The sequence below is a fragment of the Lysobacter enzymogenes genome (assembly GCF_017355525.1).
Classification (GTDB): Bacteria; Pseudomonadota; Gammaproteobacteria; order Xanthomonadales; family Xanthomonadaceae; genus Lysobacter; species Lysobacter enzymogenes_C.
The window spans coordinates 2,154,960-2,179,790 of record NZ_CP067395.1; the positions used below are offsets into that span (position 1 = coordinate 2,154,960).

The window sequence follows — 24,831 nt, forward strand, 5'->3', positions numbered from 1 at the left end:
GTCTACTTGTGCGCAGGAGGCGCGGATGAATCGTTCGAAGGGAATCACCTTGCTGGAAGCGGTCGCGGCCTTGGCCTTGGTCGCGGTCCTGTCCGCCGTCGCCGTTCCGGCGATATCCCGCGCCGCCGAGCGCGCCCGCGCCGCGTACGTGCAGACGGCGCTGAGCGAGAGTTTCATGACCGCCGCGCGTCTGGCCGTGGCCACCGGCAGCGCCGCGATCGTTTGCCCGGTCGGCGCGAGCGGCGATTGCCGCGACGGCGACGACTGGAGCGATGGCTGGAAGGTCTTCATGGACGTCGACGGCGACCGCAAGGCCGGCGCCTACGACACGCTGGTGCGCAGCGTCGGCGCGACCGCCGGGATACGCGTGTACAGCTCGCAGGGCCGCAAGCGCGTGGTGTTCCAGCCGCAGGGCGACAGCGCCGGCAGCAACGCGTCTTTCCTGCTGTGCGCGCGGCGCGGCGCGCCGGCGGCGTGGCTGGTGTTGTCCGGCGAAGGCCGTTTCCGCGCCGTCGATCCGCGCAACCCGCCCGCGCCGCGCCTGTGCGAGTGAAGCACGCACGCACGCGCGCGGCCCGCGGACGCCGGACCGCTGCGCGCCGCCCGGTCCGCGCCGCGACGGAGCGGTCGCGGGGCCGTCCGGCGCTGCGTTCCGAGGCGTTTCGGCGCGTCGGCGCGGTGTTGCGCCCGGCCCGTTCAGGAAGCCCCGGCCAGGCCCGCCCGCGGCCCTCTCGGCGACAACCCGAAGCAGTTCCGGGTAGACTGCCCGGCGGCGTCCCTCTCCCCCGAGGGCCATAGTTCAAGAATCGAATGTCCGAGGACGACAGTAGTACCCACTCGCCGGAACCCCACGAGAAACGGCGCTCCTGGCTCGACCGCATCAGCTCCGCGCTGTCCGGCGAACCCAGCTCCCGCGAAGACCTGGTCGAGCTGCTGCGCGACGCGCAGTCCGACGGCCTGATCGCCGCCGACACCCTGCGCATGATGGAAGGCGCGATCGCGGTCTCCGACCTGACCGTCGGCGACGTCATGATCCCGCGCTCGCAGATGGTCGCCTTGCCGGCCAACGCCAAATTCCTCGACCTGATGAAGCTGGTGGTCGAGTCCGGCCATTCGCGCTTCCCGGTGCACGGCGAGGACAAGGACGAGATTCTCGGCATCCTGCTGGCCAAGGACCTGCTGCGCGGTGTGGTCGCCGACAACGGTCCGGGCACGATCCACGAACTGCTGCGTCCGGCGGTGCTGATTCCCGAATCCAAGCGCCTGGACGTGCTGCTGCGCGAGTTCCGCCAGTCGCGCAACCACATGGCCATCGTCATCGACGAGCACGGCGGCGTCGCCGGCCTGCTGACCATCGAGGACGTGCTGGAACAGATCGTCGGCGAGATCGACGACGAGCACGACGAGGCCGAGAACACCGACGCGCTGATCGCGGCGCAGGCCGACGGCCAGTACGTGGTCGACGCGCTGACGCCGATCGACGATTTCAACGAACGCTTCGGCGCCGACTTCGACGACGACGAGTACGACACCATCGGCGGCCTGATCACCGCGGCGATCGGGCACCTGCCCGAAGCCGGCGAGGAGCTGACCCTGGGCCGCTTCGTGTTCCGCGTCGCCAGCGCCGACGCGCGCCGGGTGCACGCCTTCCATGTCGGCGTGCTCGGCAACGAGTGATCGTCCGGCGCTTGCGCCGCCTGTCGCAGATCGCATGCCGGCCCCGATTGGGGCCGGTTTTGTTTTGGACGGTCGGCGTTCGCGCCAAGTGGCGTTGGACGCGTATTGCGGGAGTTGCAATCGCGGACGCCTCGACGCGCGGCCGCCGGCCTGTGTGGGACGGAGCTTCAGCCCCGACGCGCTTCGCCCGGATCGCCGCGGCGCCGCATCCAATCTGAAGCCCGACACGGCCCGGCCAACGCCTGCGTTTACAATGGCCGCCACCCGCCCGCCGGATCAGGCCGCCGCCCGTGACCGCTCTTCCCCGCTTCGTCCGGCTCTACGCTTTGCTCGCCCTGCTGTCGATCCTGCCGCTGGCGCACGCTGCCCCATCGGCCACGCAAACGGCCGCCGCGCCTGCCGCCGAAAGCAGCGCCGGTGCCGCGCGCGGCGACGTCGCCGGCTCAGCGGCGGCTACGGCCAGCGGCAACGCCGCAACGCCGGCGACGGCCGCGACCGCGACCGCGATCCCGCCCGCGCCGACCGCCGCCGACGCCACCCAGGCCCCGCGCATCGGCGTGGTCACCATGCAGCCCGGCCAGGAGTTCTGGTCGCGCTTCGGCCACGACGCCCTGGTGGTCTACGACCGCGCCAGCGACAAGGCGATCTCGTACAACTTCGGCTATTTCGACCCGACCGAGCCCGACTTCGTCCAGCGCTTCGTCCGCAACGACATGCGCTACCGCCTGGTCGCGCTGCCGTTCGACCAGGACATGGCCCAGTACGACTACGAAGGCCGCAAGGTGAGCCTGCAATGGCTCGACCTCAGCGACGCGCAGGCGCGCGCGCTGGCCGAGTCGCTGCGGATCAACGCGCTGCCGGAAAACGCGTATTACCGCTACCAGTATTTCGACGACAACTGCGCGGTCCGCGTGCGCGACGCGATCGACCGCACTCTCGGCGGCGAGCTGCGCCGCCAGACCGAAGGCCGTTCGCACGGCAACACCCTGCGCAGCGAAGCCTTGCGGCTGTCGCGGCCGGAAGCGTGGATGTGGCTGGGTCTGGACGTGCTGATGGGCCCGGAGACCGACAAGCCGATTCCGGTGTGGACCGAATCCTACGTGCCCGGGCGGCTCGCAGCGGCGCTGGCCGAGGTCAAGAACGGCCAGGGCCGGCCGCTGGTGGAGGCCGAACGCGTGCTGATGCCCTCGCGCATCGCCGCCGAGCCCGAGGCCGCGCCGCTGCCGTGGTGGCCGTGGGCGCTGGCCGGGCTGGCCCTCGGCGCGGCGCTGGCCTGGCTCGGCGGACGCAGCCCGCGCCTGCTCGCGGCCGCGGCGCTGCCGCTGTGGCTGCTGCTCGGCGTGGTCGGCGCGCTGCTGGCATACGCCTGGGTCGGCACCGGCCACGAATACGTCTACGCCAACCGCAACCTGCTGCTGTTCGATCCGCTGTGCCTGCTGTTGTTGTTCGGCGGCGTGCGCATCCTGCGCGGGCGCGATCCGGGCCCGGCGTTCGGCTGGCTGAGCCTGATCGTGCTGCTGGCCGCCGCCGCTTCGCTGTTCGCGTACTGGCTGCCGGTCTACCCGCAGCGCAACGCGCACTGGATCGCGCTGTGGCTGCCGGTGCATCTGGGCCTGTGGGCGGGCCTGCGCGCGACCGCCAGAACCCGTCAAGGCTGAGCGCTTGCCCCTGCGCGGTCGCGGGGGCAGGATGCGCGCATGAGCGATCCTTCCCTGCCCCAGTGCGTCATCAACTGCGCCGCCTACGATCGTAACGGCGGCCGCCGCGACATCACCCTGGACCAGATCAGCGACGTGCTGGCGGTCGACGACGGCAGCTTCGTGTGGGTCGGCCTGTACGAGCCCGACGAGCCGATCCTGGACAAGCTGCAGGAGGAGTTCTGCCTGCATGACCTGGCCGTGGAGGACGCCCACAACGCGCACCAGCGGCCGAAGATCGAGGCCTACGGCAACTCGCTGTTCATCGCCATCCACACCGCGCAGAAGATCGACAACCGCATCCGTTTCGGCGAGACCCACCTGTTCGTCGGGCCGCGCTATCTGGTGACGGTGCGCCACGGCGCCTCGATCAGCTACAAGAACGCGCGCATGCGCATGGAGCGCGAACCGGACCTGCTCGAACACGGCCCCGGCGCGGCGCTGTACGCGGTGCTCGACAGCGTGGTCGACAACTTCATGCCGATCGTCGAGGGCTTCACCCAGGAGCTCAACGAGCTGGAGAAGGACATCTTCGCCGAGGATTTCCGCAACCAGACGGTGCGCGAGCTGTACGACCTCAAGCGCGAACTGACCCGGCTGCGCATGGCGGTGTCGCCGTTGCAGGACATCCTCGGCCAGCTCGCGCGCTCGCGCGGCGGGTTGATCGACGAGGAGATCCAGCTGTACTTCCGCGACGTGCTCGACCACGCCGTGCGCATCAACGAAACCACCGACACCTTGCGCGAGATGCTGACCGCGGCGGTCAGCGTGAACCTGTCGCTGGTGACGGTGCGGCAGGGCGAGATCGTCAAGCGCCTCGGCGCCTGGGCGGCGCTGCTGGCGGCGCCGACCTTGATCGCGAGTTGGTACGGGATGAACTTCACCCACATGCCGGAGCTCGCCGGGCAGTTCAGCTACGCGATTCTGATCAGCGTGGTGGTGGTGACATGCCTGGTGCTGTACATCGGCTTCAAGCGGGCGAAGTGGTTGTAGCGGCGGGCGCAAGCTCGCAGTAACGACGCAGGCGCATCGACGCGGTCGCGGCTCGCGCCGCTCCTACAGTCGGATACGAAGCCACGGCCGCTCCCTGTAGGAGCGGCGCGAGCCGCGACCGCGAACCCGCAACCACGACGCAAACACCATTCGTGCCCGCAACCGCCCCGCTGCCACGCCGAGCCGCCTGCGCCCGAACCGCCCGGCATCGCACCGCCAACGGCCCGCATCCGCCGCCTAAGACCAAAGTATCAGCCGCAATCGCGCGCCTTTGCCGCGCTGCGCATTGACCCGCCCGGGCCCAGGGGCGACGCTTCCGGGGGTCCTATCCGGGAGGGTCGTCATGAAAAATGGTCTGGGGAAAGTGGGCTGGGCGGCCCTCGCGGTGCTCGGGGCGTTCTGCCTCGGCGTGGTCGCGCTGCGGCGCGGCGAACACATCAACGCGCTGTGGATCGTCACCGCCGCGGTTTCGATCTATCTGGTCGCCTATCGCTACTACTCGCTGTTCATCGCCGACAAGGTGATGCAGCTCGACCCGACCCGGGCCACGCCCGCGGTCATCAACAACGACGGCCTGGACTACGTGCCCACCAACAAGCACGTGCTGTTCGGCCACCACTTCGCCGCGATCGCCGGCGCCGGGCCGCTGGTCGGCCCGGTGCTCGCCGCGCAGATGGGCTACCTGCCCGGGCTGCTGTGGCTGATCGTCGGCGTGGTCCTGGCCGGCGCGGTGCAGGACTTCATGGTGCTGTTCGTCTCCAGCCGCCGCAACGGCCGCTCGCTCGGCGATCTGGTGCGCGAGGAGATGGGCCGCATCCCCGGCACCATCGCCTTGTTCGGCGCGTTCCTGATCATGATCATCATCCTCGCGGTGCTAGCGATGATCGTGGTCAAGGCGCTCGCGGAAAGCCCCTGGGGCATGTTCACGGTGATCGCGACCCTGCCGATCGCGGTGCTGATGGGCGTGTACATGCGCTACATCCGCCCCGGCAAGATCGGCGAAATCTCGGTGGTCGGGCTGGTGCTGTTGCTGCTGGCGATCTGGTACGGCGGCAAGGTCGCCGCCGATCCGGTGCTCGGCCCGGCCTTCACCTTCACCGCGACCCAGATCACCTGGATGCTGATCGGCTACGGCTTCGTCGCCGCGGTGCTGCCGGTGTGGCTGGTGCTGGCGCCGCGCGACTACCTGTCGACCTTCCTCAAGATCGGCACCATCGTCGGCCTCGCCATCGGCATCCTGATCGTGATGCCGGACCTGCGCATGCCGGCGCTGACCCAGTTCACCGACGGCAACGGCCCGGTGTGGAAAGGCGGGCTGTTCCCGTTCCTGTTCATCACCATCGCCTGCGGCGCGGTGTCGGGCTTCCATGCGCTGATCTCCTCGGGCACCACGCCGAAGCTGCTCGCCAACGAAGCGCATATGCGCTACATCGGCTACGGCGGCATGCTGATGGAATCCTTCGTCGCGATCATGGCCCTGGTCGCCGCCTCGGTGATCGATCCGGGCGTGTACTTCGCGATGAACAGTCCGGCCGCGCTGGTCGGCACCGACGTGCATACGGTTGCGCAGACGATCAGCAGCTGGGGCTTCGCGGTCACGCCCGAGGTGCTGAACGCGACGGCCGAAGACATCGGCGAACACACCATCCTCGCCCGCGCTGGCGGCGCGCCGACGCTCGCGGTCGGCATCGCCCAGATCCTGCACAACGCGTTGCCGGGCGAGAACACGATGGCGTTCTGGTACCACTTCGCGATCCTGTTCGAAGCCTTGTTCATCCTCACCGCGGTCGACGCCGGCACCCGCGCCGGACGCTTCATGCTGCAGGACCTGCTCGGCAGCTTCGTGCCGGCGCTGCGCCGCACCGAGGCCTGGGGCCCGAACCTGATCGCGACCGGCGGCTGCGTCGCGCTGTGGGGCTATTTCCTCTACCAGGGCGTGGTCGATCCGCTCGGCGGCATCAACACCTTGTGGCCGCTGTTCGGCATCGCCAACCAGATGCTCGCCGGCATCGCGCTGATGCTGTGCACCGTCGCGCTGTTCAAGATGAAACGCGACCGCTACGCCTGGGTCACCATCGTGCCGACGATCTGGCTGCTGATCTGCACCACCGCCGCCGGCCTGATCAAGATCTTCGATTCCAATCCGGCGGTGGGCTTCCTCGCCCAGGCGCACAAGTACAGCGCCGCGATCGCCAAGGGCGAAGTCACCGCGCCGGCCAAGAGCCTGGAGCAGATGCACCAGATCATGGTCAACAGCTACGTCAACACCGGCCTGACCGCGCTGTTCCTGTTCGTGGTGTTCAGCGTGCTGATCTACTCGCTCGGCGCGATCGCCAAGGCGCGTTCGAACCCGCAGCGCAGCGACCGCGAATCGCCGTACGTGGCGCTCAAGCCGCACGAAATGGGGAACCTGTGATGGGCACCGCACTGGTACCGGTCGGCCAATACCAATCCTTCAAACGCGCGTGGCGGCGCATCGTCCAGACCGCGCGGCTCTGCTGCGGGGTGCCGGACTACGACAACTACGTGCGCCATCTGATGGAGAAGCATCCGGAACGGCCGATTCCGGATTACGCGACGTTCTTCCGCGAGCGCCAGGACGCGCGCTACGGCGGCGGCGGGTTCCGCTGCTGCTGACGCGGCCCGCGCCGCGACGGCGCAGCCATCGGTTTCGATGAACCGGCGGCCTTATCTCATCGCTTGCGGGCGATGAGGTAAGGCCGGGTGTCCTTGCCGCGGCTCGCGTGCCGCTCGCTCGCCTCGATCGCGAAGCCGGCGGCTTCGATCGCGGCTTGCAGTTGTCCGGCGGTGAACACGCCGGTGTGCGGCGCCTGCCCGAGCGTGCGCGCCAGCGGCAAGGCCAGCCGCAGCAGCGGGTTCATTTCGCCGAGGCACGGCGTCTTGGTGACCAGCGCGCCGTCTGCGGCCAGCAGCGCGTGGATCTGCCGCAACGTCGCCGGCAGGTCGTGGACCAGGTGCAGGTAGTTGAATCCCAGCACGACATCGAACCGCGCATCCGCAGGGTCGAATTCCTCTGCGGTCGCGGCGCGGAACGACAATCCCGGAACCGGATCGGCGGCGAGTTTTTCGTCCGCGATTTCGATCATGCCGGGAGAAATATCGGTCGCCAGATAACTGCGCACGCCGCCGGCGAGCCGCAGCGCGGTCGAGCCGGTGCCGCAGCCCAGTTCCAGCACCCGGTCCTGCGGTCGCAGCAGCGCGCGGGTGCGGTCCAGGGTCCGCGCGTACGCCTGCTGGTCCGCTACCGGGCCGGACGCGTACTTGCGTGAAGTGCGGTCCCAGAATTTCGCGTCGTTCGCCAAGGTCATGCCGGTCCCTTTGTCGCCGAGTGTAGGAATGCGTCGTGATCGATCCGCCTCCCGCACCATAGTCAAGTCCGGTTTCGCCGGTGTAGCGGTTTGCCGTATTCCGGCCGGGCGTCACATCGCGGGGTGAACGCAGTCGATCCGCGGTTGGGCGCGGCGCGGTTCATCGCGATGAACCCGGAGCCGGCGAGCATCGCCTTCGTGCAGTCCCGCCGTACCCGGATCGACAGGCGCGCCCCGGCCTATCCGCATTCCCAACGCGGAACGACGACGAACGGCGGCGACGAAAACGGCGCGAACACCGCCAACGCGCGCTGCGCGGCGTCTGCGCCGACCGCACTGGTGGCATCGTCGTCCTGCGGCCCGACCGCCGCGGCCAGGGCGCGCAGCGCATCGCCCGGCGCGCCGGGCAAGAAGCCGACGACCGCCTGCAGATTGGCGAGCACGCAGGCGCGCGCCTCGTCGGCGGAAAAATCGTCCAGCAGATGCTCGAAATCGTGCGCGCTTTCAACCAGACGCGAGAACACGAACTGCTCGAACGATGCGGCTTCCATCGCGCTTTCGCCGCGGTCGTGCCAGATCATTCCGACCTCTACCGCGCCTTGCGGCGCGCGCATCAGGCAATACGCGTCGCCGGCGCCGGACACCGCGAACGGCAGGAACGCGCGCCCGTGCTGGAAGCGCGGGTTGAGCCATTCGGCGACGATGCGCTGCGCCTGCGCGGCGTCGATCCATTCCAGGTCGTAGACGCAGGACAGGACCGGATGCGCGTTCAACGTGTAGTCGCGCCAGTTCGCCTGCCAGTCGGCGCGGTCCTCGCCGTAGCGCGTGCGGCCTTCGGCCAGCAGTTGCGCCAGCAGCGGCGGCAAGGCGATGCCGGATTGCGCGGACAGGGATTCGAAACCGCTGGTCATGGGCGTTCCTTGGCGTCTGTCGGCCGGCGGGGATGTGCGGGATGTTTGCTTTTGGAGCTGCGGCTGCGACATCGCAGTTGCGATGTAAGCGTGGTTTCGCGGTCGCAGCTTGCGCAGCTCCTACAATCGGACTTCAGGCCGGCGAATCGCCGGCCAATGAACGCAGGGTGATGCCGACGAGGTAAGCCAGGCCGGTGCCGGTCGCGTAGCCCAGCGTTCCGAGCAAGGCGCCGACCGGCGCCAGCGAAGGATGGAACGCGGAGGCCACCACCGGCGCCGAGGCCGGGCCGCCGATGTTGCTCTGCGAACCGATCGCGAAATAGAACAGCGGCACCTTCAGCAAACGGCCGACGCCCCACAGGATCGCGATGTGCACCACGATCCACATCAGGCCCAAAGCGAACAGCCAGGGCTTGTCGAGCAGCGCCAGGATGTCCATCTGCAAGCCGATGCAGGCGATCAGGAAATACAGCAGCAGGCTGCCGATCTTCGAAGCGCCGGCGCCTTCGAGTTCGCGCGCGCGGGTGAAGCTCAGCGCCAGGCCGGCGAAGGTCGACACCGCCACCACCCAGAAGAACGGCTCGTGCAGGCTCACCGTGCGCGCCCACGACACGTTGGCGCCGAACCACGCCGACACGGGGCCGGCGATCGCGTGCGCGAGGCCGACCACGCCGAAGGCGATGCCGACGATCATCGCCAGATCGGCCAGAGTCGGCACGCGTTCGTGCTGGGCGCGGAAGTCCTCGATGCGGCGCTTGAGCTCCTCGATGCCGCTGACGTCGGCGCCGCTGCGCGCGTCGATGGCCTGGGCGCGGCTGGCCAGGAAGATCAGCACCGCCATCCACACATAGCCGACGCCGACGTCGACCACGGCGAACTGGCCGAAGGTGGTCGCGTCGACCTGGAAGATCTCCTTCATCGCCAGCATGTTGGCGCCGCCGCCGATCCAGCTGCCGGCCAGCGCGGCCATGCCGCCCCAGGTGTCGCCGGCGACCGTTTCCGGATGCAGCGCGCGCATGACCACGAACGCGACGATGGCGCCGAAGGCGACGCTCAGCGACGACACCGCGTACATGATCAGCAGCTTGGGCCCGAGCTTGAGCACGCCCTTGAGGTCGATGGTCAGGGTCAGCAGCACCAGCGCCGCCGGCAGCAGCACGCGGCTGGCGACCGGGTTGTACAGCTTGGTGTTGTTGCCGTCGACCAGGCCGACGGTGTTGTAGATGCCGGGAATGAAGTAGCACAGCAGCAGCGCCGGCACGAAGGTGTAGAACGTCTTCCAGAAACCGCTTTGCTTCGAGGAAGTCCAGAACACCAGGCCGAGGGTGGCGGCGATCAGGCCGAGGACGACGATGTCGTTGCTGATGAGCGCCGTGCGGGCGGTGTCTGGCGGCATGCGGGATTCCCCTGAACTAAGGCGACTCCGCTTTTACTTCGGATCGGCCGCCGCGGGCAAGAGCCGGTGGTGCCGGGGCGCGGATTCAGGCGCGGCCTGTCGCCTGTCTGTCGCGTTTCCCCCTGTAGGAGCGGCGCGAGCCGCGACCGCGAAACCTCGCTTGCGTCGTATGTGCGATGTCGCGGTCGCAGCTCGCGCAGCTCCTACAGTCGGATCCGCAGCGACGCTGCGGGCTGCACACAAAAACACAAGAAACAGCAACGACGCGACCTGCCCGAAGCCCCTGTAGGAGCGGCGCGAGCCGCGACCGCGACACCGCGCTTGCGTCGCATGTGAGATGTCGCGGTCGCGGCTCGCGCCGCTCCTACAGAGGGGTACGCGACCACGCCGACGCCGAAAAAACGAAGGCCGCCCGAGGGCGGCCTTCGTACGATCGTGCGGACCGGCGCTTACTGGCCGATATGCTGCTTCAGCCAGCCATTGACCGTGTCGTGCCACTGCACGCTGTTCTGCGGCTTGAGCACCCAATGGTTCTCGTCCGGGAAGTACAGGAACTTGGACTCGATGCCCTGACGCTGCAACGCGGTGAACACGCCGATGCCCTGCTCGACCGGGATGCGGAAATCCTGCTGGCCGTGGATGACCAGCATCGGCACCTTCCAGTCCTTGACGTGGTTGACCGGGTTGAACTTCTCGTACGCGGCCGGCTTGTCGTACGGCGTGCCGCCCTGCTCCCATTCGGTGAACCACAGTTCTTCGGTGGCGTAGCCCATCATGCGCTGGTCGAACACGCCGTCGTGGGTGACCAGGCACTTCCACGGCTGGTTCCAGTTGCCGGCGATCCAGTTGACCATGAAGCCGCCGTACGACGCGCCGAGCGCGCAGGCCTTGTCGCCGTCGAGGAAGGAGTACTTCTTCTGCGCCGCGGCCCAGCCCTTCTGCAGGTCTTCCAGCGGGCGGTCGCCCCAGTGCTGGCTGATCGCGTCGGTGAAGGCCTGGCCGTAGCCGGTGGAGCCGTGGAAGTCGATCATCACCACCGCATAGCCCTGGCCGGCGTAGGTCTGCGGGTTCCAGCGATAGCTCCAGCCGTTGCCGAAGCTGCCCTGCGGGCCGCCGTGGATCAGGAACGCGACCGGATACTTCTTGCCTTCCTGGTAGTTCCACGGCTTGACCACGTAGCCGTACACGCTGTCGCCGTTCCAGCCCTTGAACTCGAACTGCTCGAAGTCGCCGAACTTCGTGTTGCCCAGAATCTCCGAAGCGCTCGGGGTGATCGCGCGCTCCGGCGCGCCGTCGAGGCCGCCGACGAAGATCTGGTCGCCGCTCTTGAGCGTGTTGCGGGTGAAGGCGAAGGTCTTGCCGGCGAGCGTCGGCGAATTGACCGTACCGTCGGCGATCAGGCGGGTGGCCTTGCCGCTGGCGATGTCGACGCCGAACAGCGGCTGCTGGCCGAGGTCTTCGGTGGTGGTGTAGATAGTCTTGCCGTCGGCGGACAGTACGATGTTCGAGGCCGAACGATCCCACTGCGGCGCGATCTCGCGCGCCTTGCCGCTGGCCAGGTCGAGTTCCATCAACGCGTAGCGGTCGGCCTCGAAACCCGGGCGCTTCATCGCGCGGTAGTACAGGGTCTTGCCGTCGGCGCTGAAGGTCGCGCCGGTGTCCCAGGCCGGGTTCGACGCGGTCAGGTTCTTGGCCGCGCCGCCGTCGGCGCCGACCTGGTACAGATCGAAGTTGGTCGACCACGGCTCCTTGGCATCGGCCTTGCGCGCGCTGAACACCAGCGACCGGCCGTCGGGCGCCCAGGTGTATTCGCTGCTGTCGCCGAACGGACGCGAGGGCACGTCGCCGATGACTTCACCGCTGACGAGCTTGGCGGTCGACGCGGTCTTGCCGGCGGCCGGCAGGTCGGTCACGAACAGGCGGTTCAGGCGGCCGTCGTTCCACGCATCCCAGTGGCGGATGAACATGCGGTCGAACACCTTGCCCGAGGCCTTGTTCTTCTCGGCCGCGTCGAGCTTCTTCTTGCTGCAGGCGAGATCCGCCGCGCAATCGGCATACGCCTCGGCGTTGAACGCCACGCGCTTGCCGTCGGGCGAGATCTGGAAGCCGCCGACGTCGCCGTCGAACGCGGTCAGCTGGCGCGGCGCGCCGCCGCTCAGCGGCAGCGAGTACAGCTGCGAGCTGCCGCTCTTGCTGCTGAGGAAGTACACGCTCTTGCCGTCCGGCGAAAACGCCGGCGAGTTGACGCTCCAGCCTTCCGGGGTCAGACGCTTCGGCGGTGCGGCGTCGCGCGCGAACAGGTCTTCGATCCACAGCGAGGTCGCGGACTTGTTGGCGGCGAAGTCGACCGTGCGCTTGGCGAACACCAGCTGGCGGCCGTCGGCCGACAGGGTCGGCGAGGAATAGCGGTCCATGCTCGCCAGATCGCGGATCTGCAGGCCCTGCGGCGCGGGCGGCGTGAGCGAGAAAGCCGGCGCGGATGCGCAGGCCAGCGACAGGGCCAGCGGCAGGAGGGCGTGGCGTGGCGTCATGGCGAACCTCTGAACGATGAGCGGTGCGGGAAACGGCGGCGCGGCGCGCGGCCGGCGTGCGATGGAATGCGGATTGCGGAAACGCAGCGGCCCGGCATCGCTGCCGGGCCGGGTCGGAACTTACGCCTGCGGCGCCGGGGTCGCGGGGTTCTTGCTGCTGCGGTAGAACACCCACACCACCGCCGCCAGCACCGCCAGACCGACCAGCGGGCCGAAGTGGAACTGCTCCGGCAGCGCCAGCACGTTGCGGTTGCTGGTGATGACGATCGGGAACGCGATGGCGATGCCCATCAGCGCCTCGCCGGTGATCAGGCCGGCGGCGAACAGGGTGCCCGGACGGTGCACGCGGTCGTGTTCTTCCTCGCTGCTGTTCGCGGTCAGCCCGCGACGGCGGCCGACGATGTGCGAGAGCAGGCCGCCGAGGAAGATCGGCACCATCAGCTCCAGCGGCAGGTAGATGCCGATCGCCGCGGCCAGCACCGGCACGCGGAACTTGGCCTTGCGCGACTTCAGCCATTCGTCGAAGGCGATGATGACCGCGCCGATGCCGGCGCCGATGCCGATCATCGTCCACGGCAGTTCGCCGCCGAACAGGCCCTTGGCCACCGAGGCCATCAGCGTGGCCTGCGGCGCGGCCAGCGCGTTGGGATGCTCCGGCGTCGGCGCGCCGATGCCGTAGGCGGCGGCGAGCAGGTTCAGCACCGGCGCCATGATCAGCGCGCACGAGAACGCGCCGATGCCGAGCATCAGCTGCTGCTTCCACGGCGTCGCGCCGACGATGTAGCCGGCCTTGAGGTCTTGCAGGTTGTCGCCGCCGACCGCCGCGGCGCAGCACACCACCGCGCCGATCATGATCGCGGCGACCGCGCCGATCGGCGAGTCGCGGCCCAGCATCAGCACCAGCACCGCCGAAGCGAACAGGATGGTGGAGATGGTGATGCCCGAGACCGGGTTGTTGGACGAACCGATCAGGCCGGCCAGATACGCCGACACCGACACGAACAGGAAGCCGGCGACGATCATGATGATGGTCATCGGCACGCTGACGAACCAGTTGCCGACGATGGCCTGGTACAGCAGCAGCAGCGGCAGCACGAAGCCGACCAGCGCGACCAGCATCCACTTCATCGGCAGGTCGCGGTCGGTTTCGGCGACTTCGCCGACCGCCGCGCTCTTGCGCGCCGCGGCCAGGCCGCTCTTGACCCCCGACAGCAGCGACTTGCGCAGCGAGAACAGGGTCCACACGCCGCCGATCAGCATGGTGCCGACGCCGAGGTAGCGCACCTTGGCCGACCAGATCGCGCCGCCGATGTCGGCCGCGCTGCCGCCGGCGATCTTCGCCGCCAGCACCGGATCGGAGTCGAGGAAGAACATGTGGTAGATCGGAATCGCGAACTGCCACGACAGGATCGAGCCGGACACCACCACGATGCCGACGTTGAGGCCGACGATGTAGCCCACGCCGATCAGCGCCGGCGACAGGTTGGTGCCCATGTAGCCCAGGTACTTGCCCATGAAGCCCGAGACCACCGCGTTGTCGGGAATCAGCTTCATGCCGCTCTCGGCGGCGAGCTTGAGCACCGCGCCGATGCCGCCGGCCAGGCCGAGGATCTTCATGCCCGGGCCCGGGTTCTCGCCGGCCTTGAGCACTTCCGCGGCGGCCTTGCCTTCCGGGAACGGCAGCGGGTCTTCGACGATCATCGAACGCCGCAGCGGCACCGAGAACAGCACGCCGAGCAGGCCGCCGAGGCCGGCGATGGCGAGCACCCACGAATAGCGGAAGTCCTGCCAGTAGCCCAGGATCACCAGCGCCGGAATGGTGAAGATCACGCCGGCGGCGATCGACGAACCGGCCGAAGCGCCGGTCTGGACGATGTTGTTCTCCAGGATGGTGCCGCCGCCGAGCAGGCGCAGCACCGCCATGGAGATCACCGCGGCCGGGATCGCGGTGGCGATGGTGAGGCCGGCGAACAGGCCCAGGTAAGCGTTGGCGGCGGCCAGGATCACCGCGAGGAACACGGAGAGCAGGACGGCGCGGAAGGTCAATTGGGGCTGCTTGGCGGGTGAGGCCATCGGCGTCTCCATCGCGGGTGGTCGGGCGTGCGGCGGTGTATGCGAACGGTCGTCCGGCCGATCCGATAGCGGAAGATCCGATAGCGGAAAGGCCGGCGGCGAGGCAATCCGCCGATGATCGCATCCGCCGCGCCCGCCTGTAAAAGTGCAGTGCGGCAAAAAGCGGGATTGGGCAAAAGCCCGCGCGATTGCATGAATGGGCGGATTTTCCCGGGTTCTTGCGGGAAAACCGGCGCTGGCCGCGGCCATGGGGGCGGCATTTCCGCAAATGGCCCGCGCCGCGGGGCTGCGTTTCGGCCGGGATCGGACTGTCCGGCGCACGCAGACCCGACCCTCGGCGCGCGAGCCGCTTGCGCGAACGCCGCAAAACCGGCCCGCGCCGCCTCCGGCCGGCGCGGCCTATACTCCGCCCCTTCGCGCCCGCCGCCGACCGGAACCCGCTAGTGACCGCAGCAAGCCCCGCCACGCCCGCGCCCCTGTCCGCCCGCGACGACGACTTCCTCGGCCATCCCAAGGGCCTGTACGTCTGCTTCTTCACCGAGATGTGGGAGCGCTTCTCCTTCTACGGCATGAAGGCGTTGCTGCTGCTGTACTTGCTCAAGTACCACCTGTTCGGCGACGACGCCGGCTACGACCTGATCGGCGCTTACGGCGGCCTGGTCTACGCGGTGCCGGTGATCGGCGGCCTGCTCGCCGACCGTTACCTGGGCATGCGCAAGGCGGTGGTGCTCGGCGGCGTGCTGCTGGTGCTGGGGCATCTGGGCATGGCCTACGAAGGCCACGCCGCGCGACTGGTCGACGGCAAGGTGGTGCGCGACGAAACCGCGATGCAGGTGTTCTACCTGTCGCTGGCGCTGATCATCGCCGGCGTCGGTTTCCTCAAGCCGAACATCTCGACCATCGTCGGCAAGCTCTACGCCCAGGACGATCCGCGCCGCGATTCGGGCTTCACCCTGTTCTACGCCGGCATCAACGTCGGCGCGCTGTTCTCCTCGCTGATCTGCGCGTTCCTCGGCGAAACCTACGGCTGGAAGTACGGCTTCGGCGCCGCCGGCATCGGCATGATCGCGGGGCTGGCGATGTTCGTGTGGGGCCAGCGTTATCTGCGCGGCCACGCCGAAGCGGCCGACCCGGCCGCGCTGCGCGAGAAGGTCAACGGCCTGTCGCGGCAGACCTGGATCTACCTGGGCACCGCCGCCGGCGTGCTGGTGCTGTGGGGCACGATCCAGTTCGCTTCGCAGGTCACGCTCAAGCTCGGCGACGTCAGCTTCACCGCCGCGCTGGCGATCATGCTCGCGACCCTGGCGGTGTTCCTGATCTGGTTCTTCGGCTTCATCGCCCGCGACTGCACCAAGGTGCAGCGCGAACAGATGCTGGCGCTGGTGGTGTTGATCCTCGCGGTGCTGATCTTCTTCACCCTGTACGAGCAGACCTACGGCTCGTGGGTGACCTTCAACGACCGGCTGATGACCAAGGACATGTTCGGCGCGGCCGACGCGGCGAACTACAAGCCGACCCTGCCGTGGTCGCTGTTCTCGCTCGCCGCCAGCCCGCCGCTGATGATCCTGGCGCTGATCGCCAGCGACCGCGGCCGCAACGGCGCGGCCAAGGCGCTGGTGGCGCTGCTGGTGCTCGGCATGGCCGCGGCGACCGCGCACGACGTGGTGCTGGTGCCGCAGACCGCCGGCTCGCTGACCTACCTCGGCCCGTTCTTCCTGGTCGTGCTGGCGCCGCTGTTCTCGTGGCTGTGGCCGTGGCTGGCGCGGCGCGGGCGCAACCCGAGCAAGCCGGTGACGATGTCGCTGGGCCTGATCCTGGCCGGCCTGTCGTTCCTGCCGCTGGTGGCCGCGGCCAAGGTGTCCGGCGGCGGCGAGATGGCCAGCGTCTGGTATCTGGTGCTGGCCTACCTGGTGCTGGAAATCGGCGAGATGTGCCTGTCGCCGATCGGCATGTCGGCGGTGACCCAGCTGTCGGTGGCGCGCGTGGTCGGGCTGATGATGGGCGCGTTCTGGCTGTCGACCGCGTTCTCGGAAGTGCTGGCGGCGCAGTTCGCGAAGATCGCCTCGGTCGAGATTCCCGCCGGCGGCGCGATCGACATGGCGGCCGCGTCGGTCAAGTACGGCGAGTTGTTCTCGATGCTGACCTGGCTCGGAATCGGCTCGGGCGTGCTGTTCCTGGTGTTGTCGCCGTGGTTGAAGCGGTGGATGCACGGGGTACAGTGAGCTTGCGGTTCGTTACGACATGAAAAAGGGCGCCGTTGGGCGCCCTTTTTCTTTCGGGTGGTTGGGGTTTCGGCGCGATCGGTGGGTTCGCGGTCGCGGCTCGCGCCGTTCCTACAGGCAGCCTATGCCGCGACCGCGCCAATGCGACGACGATGCGGCCACCCTGCTCCCGCGTTACTTCTTCTCCGCCGCCGGCGCGGCAGGCGCCGCGGTCTTCCCGCCCAGCGACCGCGACAGGAACGCCAGCAAACGCGTATAGAACTCGCGCTTGTGCGCCGGCTCGTAGAAGCCGTGCCCTTCGGTCTTGTAGTACAGCGACTCCACCGGCACGCCGGCCTCGCGCAAGGCCTTCTCCATGCGTTCGCTGTGCAGCTGCGGCGCGCGCTGGTCTTCGCCGCCGGCGGCCAGGAACACCGGCGCCTTGATCTGCACGGCGAGCTTGGTCGGCGACACCGCGGCCACCGCTTCCGGCGCGCCGATCCATTCGCGCAAGTAGGTCGCGCCCGAACGCACGTCCTGGGTATCGCCGCGGGTGTGCATCAGCGGCAGGTCGTACACGCCGACGTAGCCTGCCGCGCACTTGTACAGCGAAGGCTCGCGCGCCGCGCCCATCAGCGCGGCGTAGCCGCCGTAGCTGGCGCCGTAGATGCAGATGCGGCCGGCGTCGGCCACGCCCTGCTCGATCGCCCAGCGGGTCGCGTCGGTCAGGTCGTCCTGCATCTTGCCGCCCCACTGGCGCCGGCCGGCTTCGACGAAGGCGTCGCCGTAACCGCCGGAGCCGCGGAAGTTGACCTGCAGCACCGCGTAGCCGGCCGCGGCCAGCAGTTGCGCGTCGTCGTCGAACTGCCAGCGGTCCTGGATGTTGTACGGCCCGCCGTGCGGCATCACCACCATCGGCAGCGACTTGCCGGCGCTGTCCTTGGGCAGGGTCAAATAGCCGTGCAGGGCCAGACCGTCGCGCGCGCGCAGCTCGACCGGCTTGACCGGCGCCATCCGCGCCGGATCGAACCAGGTGCGCCGGCTGATCACGTGCGCGGCGCTCTTGTTCTTGTTGTCGAACAGGAAGATGTCGCCGGGATTTCGGTCGTTCCACACCTCCACCAGCGACAGGTTGCCGTCGGAAGTGCTGGATGTGATTCGCACCGCGTCGCCGGGGAACGCCGCTTCCAGGCTCTTGTACTGGCGCGCCTCGGGCGAGTTCTTGTCGAAGAACACCGTGCGCGGCTTGCCGTCGGCGAAGAACGCGCCGACCGGGATGCGGCTGCCGTTGCGGTAGATGATCCGGTCCGGATCGGCGACCGGATCGCGCAACAGCTCGCTGCGCTTGCCGCTGGCGATGTCGTAGGCGACGATCGAATCGGGCCCCTTGGCGTGTTCGGTGCGGAAATAGGCGGTCTTGTCGTCGGCGGAAAAGCCCAGCGGCAGGTCCATGCCTTCCACCCCGTCGTCGTCGCCGGCGACCTGCTTCCACGGCGCATCGGCGCTGGCGCGATAGAACAGCTTGCGCACGCGGTCGCCGCCGAAGCCGTAGGCGAAGCGGATCACGCCGGCGTTGTCGGTGGCGAAGCGGGTGTTGCGCACCGGCGACAGCGCGATCAGGTTGCGCTGGCCGGTGAACACGTCGAGCCGCTCGGCGCGCGAATACGCGTCGGCGGTGAACGGCTGCACCGAGATCACCACCGAACGTTCTTCGCCCGGCAGTTCGTCGACCAGGAACGCGGCCACGTCCTCGACCTTCTTCGGCTGGATGCGGGTGCCCGCGCCGCGCCCGGCGACGCGATAGCCGACCAGCACGTCGGCGCCGGTGCCGTTGGCGTTGATCGCGTAGATCTCGCCGGTCGGCGTCGGCTGGTCGCGCGAACCGAGCTTCTGCGCCATCCCCATCAACACCCGGGTCGGGCTGACCCATTCGAAATCGTCGACGTGGTTGTGCTTGCCCATGCGGAAGGTGCCGGTGCGCTTGAGCCCGTCGCGGCTGAAGATCACCAGCGCGGTTTCGTTCTCCAGCGGCACCGTCGCGGCGTAGAACTCGCCGGTCGGCGAGAGCTTGATGTCGTCGATGGTGTCGGGCTTGACGAAGCCTTCGATGTCGAAGGTGTTCGCGGCGGGCGCCTGCGCCGAGGCCGTCGCGGGCGCCTGCGCCTGCGCCTGCGCCGAAGCCGTCGCGGCCGACAGCGCCAGCGCGGCCGTCAGCGCCGCCAGGACCGGCGCGCGCTTCGGCGCGCGGTGATTTTCGTCGCGCACGCACTCGCGCGCATTCGCGGCCGCCGCTGCGCGGCCGGCCGATCGCAACCAGAACTGCATGCTGTCCCCCTGCTTCGATGTCGATCCATGATCGCGACCAGGCTGGCCGCCCCGGGCGTCCTCGCCCGCCGGGCAATCTTACGCAATGCGATGAGGGTCGCGAAACCGGGGCGCTGCCTGCGCCTGCGCAGGCAGGTCCGAAGCCCGCGGCGGGGCCTGCAAGCCGTCAGCAACCGGACGGTTGCGCATGCGCAGCAGGCACGCAGCGACAGCGCAGGCGGGCGCTGTTCAGGCCGAGCCGCCGCGTTCGAACGCAGTTCGCAAGCCTTCGCGCCAGTCGGGAAACTCCAGCGCGTACTCGCTGCGCAGCGCCTGCGTATCCAACACCGAATACGCCGGCCGTTGCGCCGGGGTCGGATAGTCGGCGGCGCCGATCGCGATCACCCGCGGCGCGCGCGCCAACAGGCCGCGCGCGAGCGCTTCGGCGAAGATCGCTTCGGCGAAGCCGTGCCAGCTGGTTTCGCCGGCGGCGGCGAGGTGGCGCACGCCGGAGGCGACGATGCCGCGCTCGAGCACGCGCGCCGTCGCCTCGGCCAGCAGCCAGGTCGGCGTCGGCGAACCGCGCTGGTCGGCGACCACGCGCAGTTCCTCGCGTTCGGCGCCCAGCCGCAGCATGGTGCGCAGGAAGTTGTGGCCGTGCGCCGCCGCGTACACCCATGCCGTGCGCAGGATCAGATGGCGCGCGCCGCTGTCCGCGATCGCGGTCTCGCCGTCGAGCTTGCTGCGGCCGTACACGTTCAGCGGCGCGGTCGCGTCGTCTTCGCGATACGGCCGGGTCGCGCGGCCGTCGAACACGTAGTCGGTCGAGAAATGGATCAAGCCGATGCCGGCCGCGGCGCAGGCCTCGGCCAGCCGTTCCGGCGCGACGGCGTTGACCGCGTGCGCCAGCGCCGGCTCGGATTCAGCGCGGTCGACCGCGGTGTACGCGGCGGCGTTGACCACATGATCCGGACTCAGCCGCCGCAGCAAAGGCGCGATCGCGTCCGCATCGCCGAGGTCGAGCGCCTCGCATTCGCCGCCGTCGGCGAGGCGGCCGCTGCGCGTGGTCGTCAGCACCTGCGCCGTAGCGGCCAGACGCCGGCGCAGGTCGGTGCCGACCTGGCCGTCGCCGCCGACCACCAGCACCCGGCCGAGGCTCACGCTGACGCTCCTGCACGAGCCGAAACGGCGAAACCCGGCGCCGCAGCGCTCACGGCGCGTACACCGGCAAGCGGTCTTCCGCCACGTCTTGCAGCAGCGGCGTGGCCTGGTCCTTGGCCGACAGCAGCGGATCGCTCAGCGGCCAGTCGATCGCCAGCGCGGGATCGTCCCAGCGAATGCCGGCATCGGCCTGGGCGTCGTAGGTGCGGGTGCACAGATACGTGAACACCGCGCGCTCGCTGAGCACGGCGAAACCGTGGGCGAAACCTTCGGGTATCAGGAAATGGCGCTTGTTCTCGCCGCTGAGCAAGGTCGCGGTCCAACGGCCGAAGTGCGGCGAACCGCGACGGATGTCGACGGCGACGTCGTAGACCTCGCCTTCCAGCACCGACACCAGCTTGCCCTGCGGATGCGGCCACTGGTAATGCAGGCCGCGCAGCACGCCGCGCGCCGACGAGGACACGTTGCCCTGGACGAAGCGGTAGTCCAGCCCGGCTTCGGCCAGCCTGTCCTGGTTGAACGACTCGTAGAAATAGCCGCGCGCGTCGCCGAACACGCGCGGCTCCAGGACCAGGCAGCCGGGCAGTTCGGTTTCGATGATCTTCATGGGGATTCTTTGGCGGTGCGGGCGGTCACGGCACCGGGCCGCGTTCGATCAGGCTGAGCAGATACTGGCCGTAGCCGTTCTTGGCCAGCGGCTTGGCCAGCTCGGTCAGGCGCTGCGCGTCGATCCAGCCGTTGCCGTAGGCGATTTCCTCCGGACAGCAAATGCGCAGGCCCTGGCGGGTCTCGATGGTCTCGATGAAGTTCGACGCTTCCAGCAACGATTGGTGGGTGCCGGTGTCGAGCCAGGCATAGCCGCGGCCGAGCTGCTCCAGATGCAGCGAGCCTTCCTCGAGGTATTTGCGGTTGAGGTCGGTGATTTCCAGTTCGCCGCGCGCGGACGGCTTGAGCTGGGCGGCGAAGTCGCTGGCGCGGCCGTCGTAGAAGTACAGGCCGGTGACCGCATAGCGCGAACGCGGCTTGAGCGGTTTTTCCTCGAGCCCGATCACCCGGCCGTCGGCGTCGAACTCGGCCACGCCGTAGCGCTCCGGATCGCTGACCCAGTAGCCGAACACCGTCGCGCCCTCGCGCCGCGCGTCGGCGCGCTTGAGGATGCCGGTGAGGCCGGGGCCGTGGAAGATGTTGTCGCCGAGCACCAGGCAGCTCGGTTCGCCGGCGACGAAATCGCGGCCGATCAGATAGGCCTGGGCCAGGCCGTCGGGGCTCGGCTGCACCGCGTACTCGATGCGCATGCCCCACTGCGAGCCGTCGCCGAGCAAGTGCTGGAACAGCGGCTGCTCGTGCGGGGTGTTGATCACCAGCACTTCGCGGATCCCGGCCAGCATCAGCACGCTGAGCGGGTAGTAGATCATCGGCTTGTCGTACACCGGCAGCAGCTGCTTGCTGATCGCCTGGGTGATCGGATACAGCCGCGTGCCGGAGCCGCCGGCCAGGATGATGCCTTTGCGGTTCATGGGGTGTTCCTGTGCGAGGGGCCGGTCAGGCCTGGCCGATGCGTTCGAGGCGGTAGCTGCCGTCGAGCACGCGCCGCACCCAGTCCTGATGGTCCAGGTACCACTCCACGGTGCGCTCGATGCCTTGTTCGAAAGTCAGCGTCGGCGCCCAGCCGAGCTCGCGCTTGAGCTTGGAGGCGTCGATGGCGTAACGGCGGTCGTGGCCGGGGCGGTCGGCGACGAACTGGATCAGCGACTCGCGCGCGCGGCCGTCGGCGAGCGGGCGGCGCGCGTCGAGCAGCGCGCAGATGGTCTTGACCACGGTCAGGTTCGGACGCTCGGCGTCGCCGCCGACGTTGTAGGTCTCGCCGACCCGCCCGGCCTCGAGCACGCGCGCGATCGCCGAACAATGGTCGCCGACGTACAGCCAGTCGCGCACGTTCAGGCCGTCGCCGTACACCGGCAGGGCCTCGCCGGCCAGGGCCTTGGCGATCACCAGCGGGATGAGCTTTTCCGGGAACTGGAACGGGCCGTAGTTGTTGGAGCAGTTGGTGGTCAGCGTCGGCAGGCCGTAGGTGTGGTGGAAGGCGCGCACCAGATGGTCGGACGCCGCCTTCGACGCCGAATACGGCGAGTTCGGCGCGTACGGCGTGGTTTCGCTGAACTTGCCGTCGTCGCCGAGCGAGCCGTAGACCTCGTCGGTCGACACGTGCAGGAAACGGAAGCCGTCGCGGCCGGCCGCGTCGAGCGATTTCCAGTAGTCGCGCGCCTGCTCCAGCAGGCTCAGGGTGCCGACCACGTTGGTCTGCACGAACGCCGAGGGGCCGTCGATGGAGCGGTCGACGTGGCTCTCGGCGGCGAAATTGACGATGGCGTCGGGGCGGTGCTCGGCGAGCAGGCGCTTGACCAGCGCGGCGTCGCCGATGTCGCCCTGGACGAAGACGTGGCCGTCGTGGCCGTCCAGCGGGGCCAGGGTGTCGCGGTTGCCGGCGTAGGTCAGCAGGTCGAGATTGACGACCTTGACCCCGCGACGCACCGCGTCGAGGACGAAATTGCCGCCGATGAAACCGGCGCCGCCGGTCACTAGCCAGGTAGACACTCAGGACACTCCTTAAAAAGCTCGCGAGATGGGGGGCCTGATGCCGTCCGCGGCGCCGGCCGCGTTCAGCCCGGGCCGCCGGCCCCGCCAAAGGCCTGATTGTAAAGCCTTCCGCCGCCGCTCCGATGGCCGCCGCGGCCGCGCGGACGGCTTGGCTACAGCTTGTGTGATCCGGCACTGCGCAAGCGGGCGCGCGGTCGTACTGGAACTGTGCGCGCCGTAAGCCCCTGCGCCGCAGGCGCCGACGCGGCCCTGCCGCGGTCCCGCCTCCGCTCCCCATCGGGCTGGCGGAGGCGGCGAAGGCATCCTCGCGCTGGTGCGGGATCGGCCTGTGGCCGCAGGATGCGGAGCGTCTCGCTAGTCCGGATCGGACAGACCAGGGCGCCCCCCCATACGCCAAATTCGGAACGATGACGGGGCCCCGCTGCCGAGGTGCCGGGACGAAAGCGCCGGCCGGGCCGAAACGGCCGACGGCGCGGACTGCCGCAGCGACCGCCGCGCGAGGCTGTGCGCAAGAGCGGGTAAACCGCCGGTCTGTTCGCGGCGCGGAGCGCGGTGGACACTGCGTGGCATCGGGTTTCGGCGCGATCGGCAGACTCGCGGTCGCGGCTCGCGCCGCTCCTACAGGGGGCCCATGTAGGAGCGGCGCGAGCCGCGACCGCGCCAATACGACTACAACGCGACCACCCCACCCCCACCTCAGTACCGCTGGATAACGTTGTCTTGCAACACCGGTCGCCGCGAACGGATTTGCGCGACGCATCCAGGACGCTGCGCCGTCGCGAGTGCCCTCGCCATCGAACGCCGGAGCGCTCGCATCACGCCGCGCACCAGGCAATCCGCGATTGCGTGACCGGCGACCGCCGCCGCATCGGATGACAACGTTATCCCGCACTTCGCACCGGCAATGCCGGTGCTAGGTTCGCCGCTGCCGCGCGCGTCCATGCCGACGCATCGCAGCGTGCGCCGCCGCACCCGTCCCGTCATCGCACAGGAGACCTCCCATGCCCAAGCTCTGCCCGCCCGCCCTGCTCGCCGCCTGCCTGCTCGCCGCGCCGGCCGCGCAGGCGGTCGTCGTCGGCGGCATCGTCAGCACCGATGCGCGCTGGCCGGCCGCCAGCGCCGGCTACGACCGCATGACCTTCTACGATCAGGTCGACCGCGACGGCGGCGCGCGTTCGAACTACTACTGGGCCAACCAGTTCTGGTTCGTCGGCGGCGACGGCGGCTACATCGGCCTGCAGAACCGCAGCGGCCAGCATTGGCTGAATTTCTCGATCTGGCTCGCCAGCGGCTGGGATCCGGCCAGCCGCGCCGCCTGCAACCACTTCTCGCACGAAGGCAGCGGCGTGCAATGCCAGCTCCAGTGGGACTGGAAGCCCGGGCACAAGTACAAGGTCGATCTGGTGCGCGCGTCCAATCGCGTCACCGGCACCGTCACCGACCTGATGAGCGGCGACAGCGTCGCGGTCGCCACCATCCTCATTCCCACGGCATGGGCCGGCTTCAAGAACGCCGCCGTCAGCTTCGTCGAAGAATTCAGCCAGGGCAGCGGACAACTGGCCTCGTGCAGCGCGATCGGCGCGCAGTCGTCGGTGTTCTACCGCCCGGTCGCGAACGGCAACCTGCCGGCCGCCAGCCACACCACCCGCACCTACGGCAACTGCAACGACCGCAACATCGCCCACGCCGCCTGCGACGCCGACGGCAAGTGCATCAACCTGGTCAGCGACCTCGGCGGCTATCCCTCGCCGGCTGAATGAATGAGCGAACGTGAGCGATGCGCAGCGCCGCATCGCTGCTCCGCACGGCTCGCATACGGGCCCGCCGCGAGGCGGTCCCGCGCGTTCGCGCGGCCGCGCGTCGCGGTCTCATGACGGTCGCGTTACCACGCATCGGCGCCGTGCGTGTCCCCTTCGGGTTCGTGACGCCGTTATCCGTAGTCGCCATACCAGCGGCGTAA

The 24,831-nt window shown here is 69.0% G+C and carries 18 protein-coding genes; 8 read left to right on the top strand and 10 right to left on the bottom strand.

Annotation, left to right across the window (positions count from 1 at the left end; all coding sequences use genetic code 11):
* Positions 1-25: 25 nt before the first annotated feature.
* The 6 genes from JHW38_RS09000 to JHW38_RS09025 all read left to right on the top strand — a co-directional run bounded on the left by JHW38_RS09000 (position 26) and on the right by JHW38_RS09025 (position 7,004).
* On the top strand, positions 26-553 hold the full coding sequence (locus JHW38_RS09000; protein WP_207525610.1) for a GspH/FimT family protein: 528 nt from the start codon (positions 26-28) through the stop codon (positions 551-553).
* A 257-nt stretch (positions 554-810) separates the two neighbouring features.
* Entirely contained in the window at positions 811-1,677 is an 867-nt protein-coding gene (locus tag JHW38_RS09005; protein WP_207525611.1) for an HlyC/CorC family transporter, read from the top strand.
* A 290-nt stretch (positions 1,678-1,967) separates the two neighbouring features.
* Entirely contained in the window at positions 1,968-3,335 is a 1,368-nt protein-coding gene (locus tag JHW38_RS09010; RefSeq protein ID WP_242691288.1) for a DUF4105 domain-containing protein, read from the top strand.
* Positions 3,336-3,374: 39 nt separating this feature from the next.
* Positions 3,375-4,367, top strand: coding sequence for a magnesium/cobalt transporter CorA (gene corA, locus JHW38_RS09015; protein ID WP_207525612.1), 993 nt, complete (start codon positions 3,375-3,377; stop codon positions 4,365-4,367).
* A 343-nt stretch (positions 4,368-4,710) separates the two neighbouring features.
* Positions 4,711-6,783: a carbon starvation CstA family protein gene (locus JHW38_RS09020; protein ID WP_207525613.1), complete on the top strand. Its 2,073-nt coding sequence runs from the start codon at positions 4,711-4,713 to the stop codon at positions 6,781-6,783.
* Positions 6,783-7,004 (top strand): YbdD/YjiX family protein, encoded by a 222-nt coding sequence (locus JHW38_RS09025; RefSeq protein WP_207525614.1) that lies wholly within the window; start codon positions 6,783-6,785, stop codon positions 7,002-7,004. The genes JHW38_RS09020 and JHW38_RS09025 overlap by 1 nt, the downstream gene beginning before the upstream one ends.
* Positions 7,005-7,060: 56 nt before the next feature.
* Here JHW38_RS09025 and JHW38_RS09030 read toward each other — a convergent pair whose 3' ends face one another.
* The 5 genes from JHW38_RS09030 to JHW38_RS09050 all read right to left on the bottom strand — a co-directional run bounded on the left by JHW38_RS09030 (position 7,061) and on the right by JHW38_RS09050 (position 14,607).
* Complete coding sequence (locus JHW38_RS09030; protein WP_207525615.1) at positions 7,061-7,756, bottom strand: class I SAM-dependent methyltransferase; 696 nt, start codon at positions 7,754-7,756, stop codon at positions 7,061-7,063.
* 179 nt (positions 7,757-7,935) lie between these two features.
* Positions 7,936-8,607: a hypothetical protein gene (locus tag JHW38_RS09035; RefSeq protein WP_207525616.1), complete on the bottom strand. Its 672-nt coding sequence runs from the start codon at positions 8,605-8,607 to the stop codon at positions 7,936-7,938.
* A 133-nt stretch (positions 8,608-8,740) separates the two neighbouring features.
* Entirely contained in the window at positions 8,741-10,003 is a 1,263-nt protein-coding gene (locus JHW38_RS09040; protein ID WP_207525617.1) for a DUF819 domain-containing protein, read from the bottom strand.
* Between the two features lie 449 nt (positions 10,004-10,452).
* Positions 10,453-12,534, bottom strand: a complete 2,082-nt coding sequence (locus JHW38_RS09045; protein ID WP_207525618.1) for an alpha/beta hydrolase family protein — start codon at positions 12,532-12,534, stop codon at positions 10,453-10,455.
* A 120-nt stretch (positions 12,535-12,654) separates the two neighbouring features.
* Positions 12,655-14,607, bottom strand: coding sequence for an OPT family oligopeptide transporter (locus tag JHW38_RS09050; RefSeq protein WP_207525619.1), 1,953 nt, complete (start codon positions 14,605-14,607; stop codon positions 12,655-12,657).
* A 443-nt stretch (positions 14,608-15,050) separates the two neighbouring features.
* Between JHW38_RS09050 and JHW38_RS09055 the strand changes: the two genes are divergently transcribed.
* A complete protein-coding gene (locus JHW38_RS09055; protein ID WP_242691290.1) occupies positions 15,051-16,829 on the top strand; it encodes a peptide MFS transporter in 1,779 nt (592 codons plus the stop codon).
* 174 nt (positions 16,830-17,003) lie between these two features.
* Here the strand turns inward: JHW38_RS09055 and JHW38_RS09060 are convergent, their stop codons facing one another.
* From JHW38_RS09060 to rfbB, 5 genes are all read right to left on the bottom strand, one after another.
* Positions 17,004-18,917, bottom strand: a complete 1,914-nt coding sequence (locus JHW38_RS09060; RefSeq protein WP_428995315.1) for an alpha/beta hydrolase family protein — start codon at positions 18,915-18,917, stop codon at positions 17,004-17,006.
* Between the two features lie 444 nt (positions 18,918-19,361).
* Positions 19,362-20,273: a dTDP-4-dehydrorhamnose reductase gene (rfbD, locus tag JHW38_RS09065; protein ID WP_242691294.1), complete on the bottom strand. Its 912-nt coding sequence runs from the start codon at positions 20,271-20,273 to the stop codon at positions 19,362-19,364.
* 49 nt (positions 20,274-20,322) lie between these two features.
* Positions 20,323-20,880, bottom strand: coding sequence for a dTDP-4-dehydrorhamnose 3,5-epimerase (rfbC, locus tag JHW38_RS09070; RefSeq protein ID WP_207525621.1), 558 nt, complete (start codon positions 20,878-20,880; stop codon positions 20,323-20,325).
* A gap of 25 nt (positions 20,881-20,905) precedes the next feature.
* Positions 20,906-21,790 carry a glucose-1-phosphate thymidylyltransferase RfbA gene (rfbA, locus tag JHW38_RS09075; RefSeq protein ID WP_207525622.1) on the bottom strand — a complete coding sequence of 295 codons (885 nt, stop codon included), beginning with the start codon at positions 21,788-21,790 and terminating at the stop codon, positions 20,906-20,908.
* Positions 21,791-21,815: 25 nt separating this feature from the next.
* Positions 21,816-22,868 (bottom strand): dTDP-glucose 4,6-dehydratase, encoded by a 1,053-nt coding sequence (gene rfbB, locus JHW38_RS09080; protein ID WP_207525623.1) that lies wholly within the window; start codon positions 22,866-22,868, stop codon positions 21,816-21,818.
* 1,004 nt (positions 22,869-23,872) lie between these two features.
* Here rfbB and JHW38_RS09085 point away from each other — a divergent pair.
* Entirely contained in the window at positions 23,873-24,631 is a 759-nt protein-coding gene (locus tag JHW38_RS09085) for a DUF3472 domain-containing protein (protein ID WP_207525624.1), read from the top strand.
* The last annotated feature ends 200 nt before the right edge of the window (positions 24,632-24,831 follow it).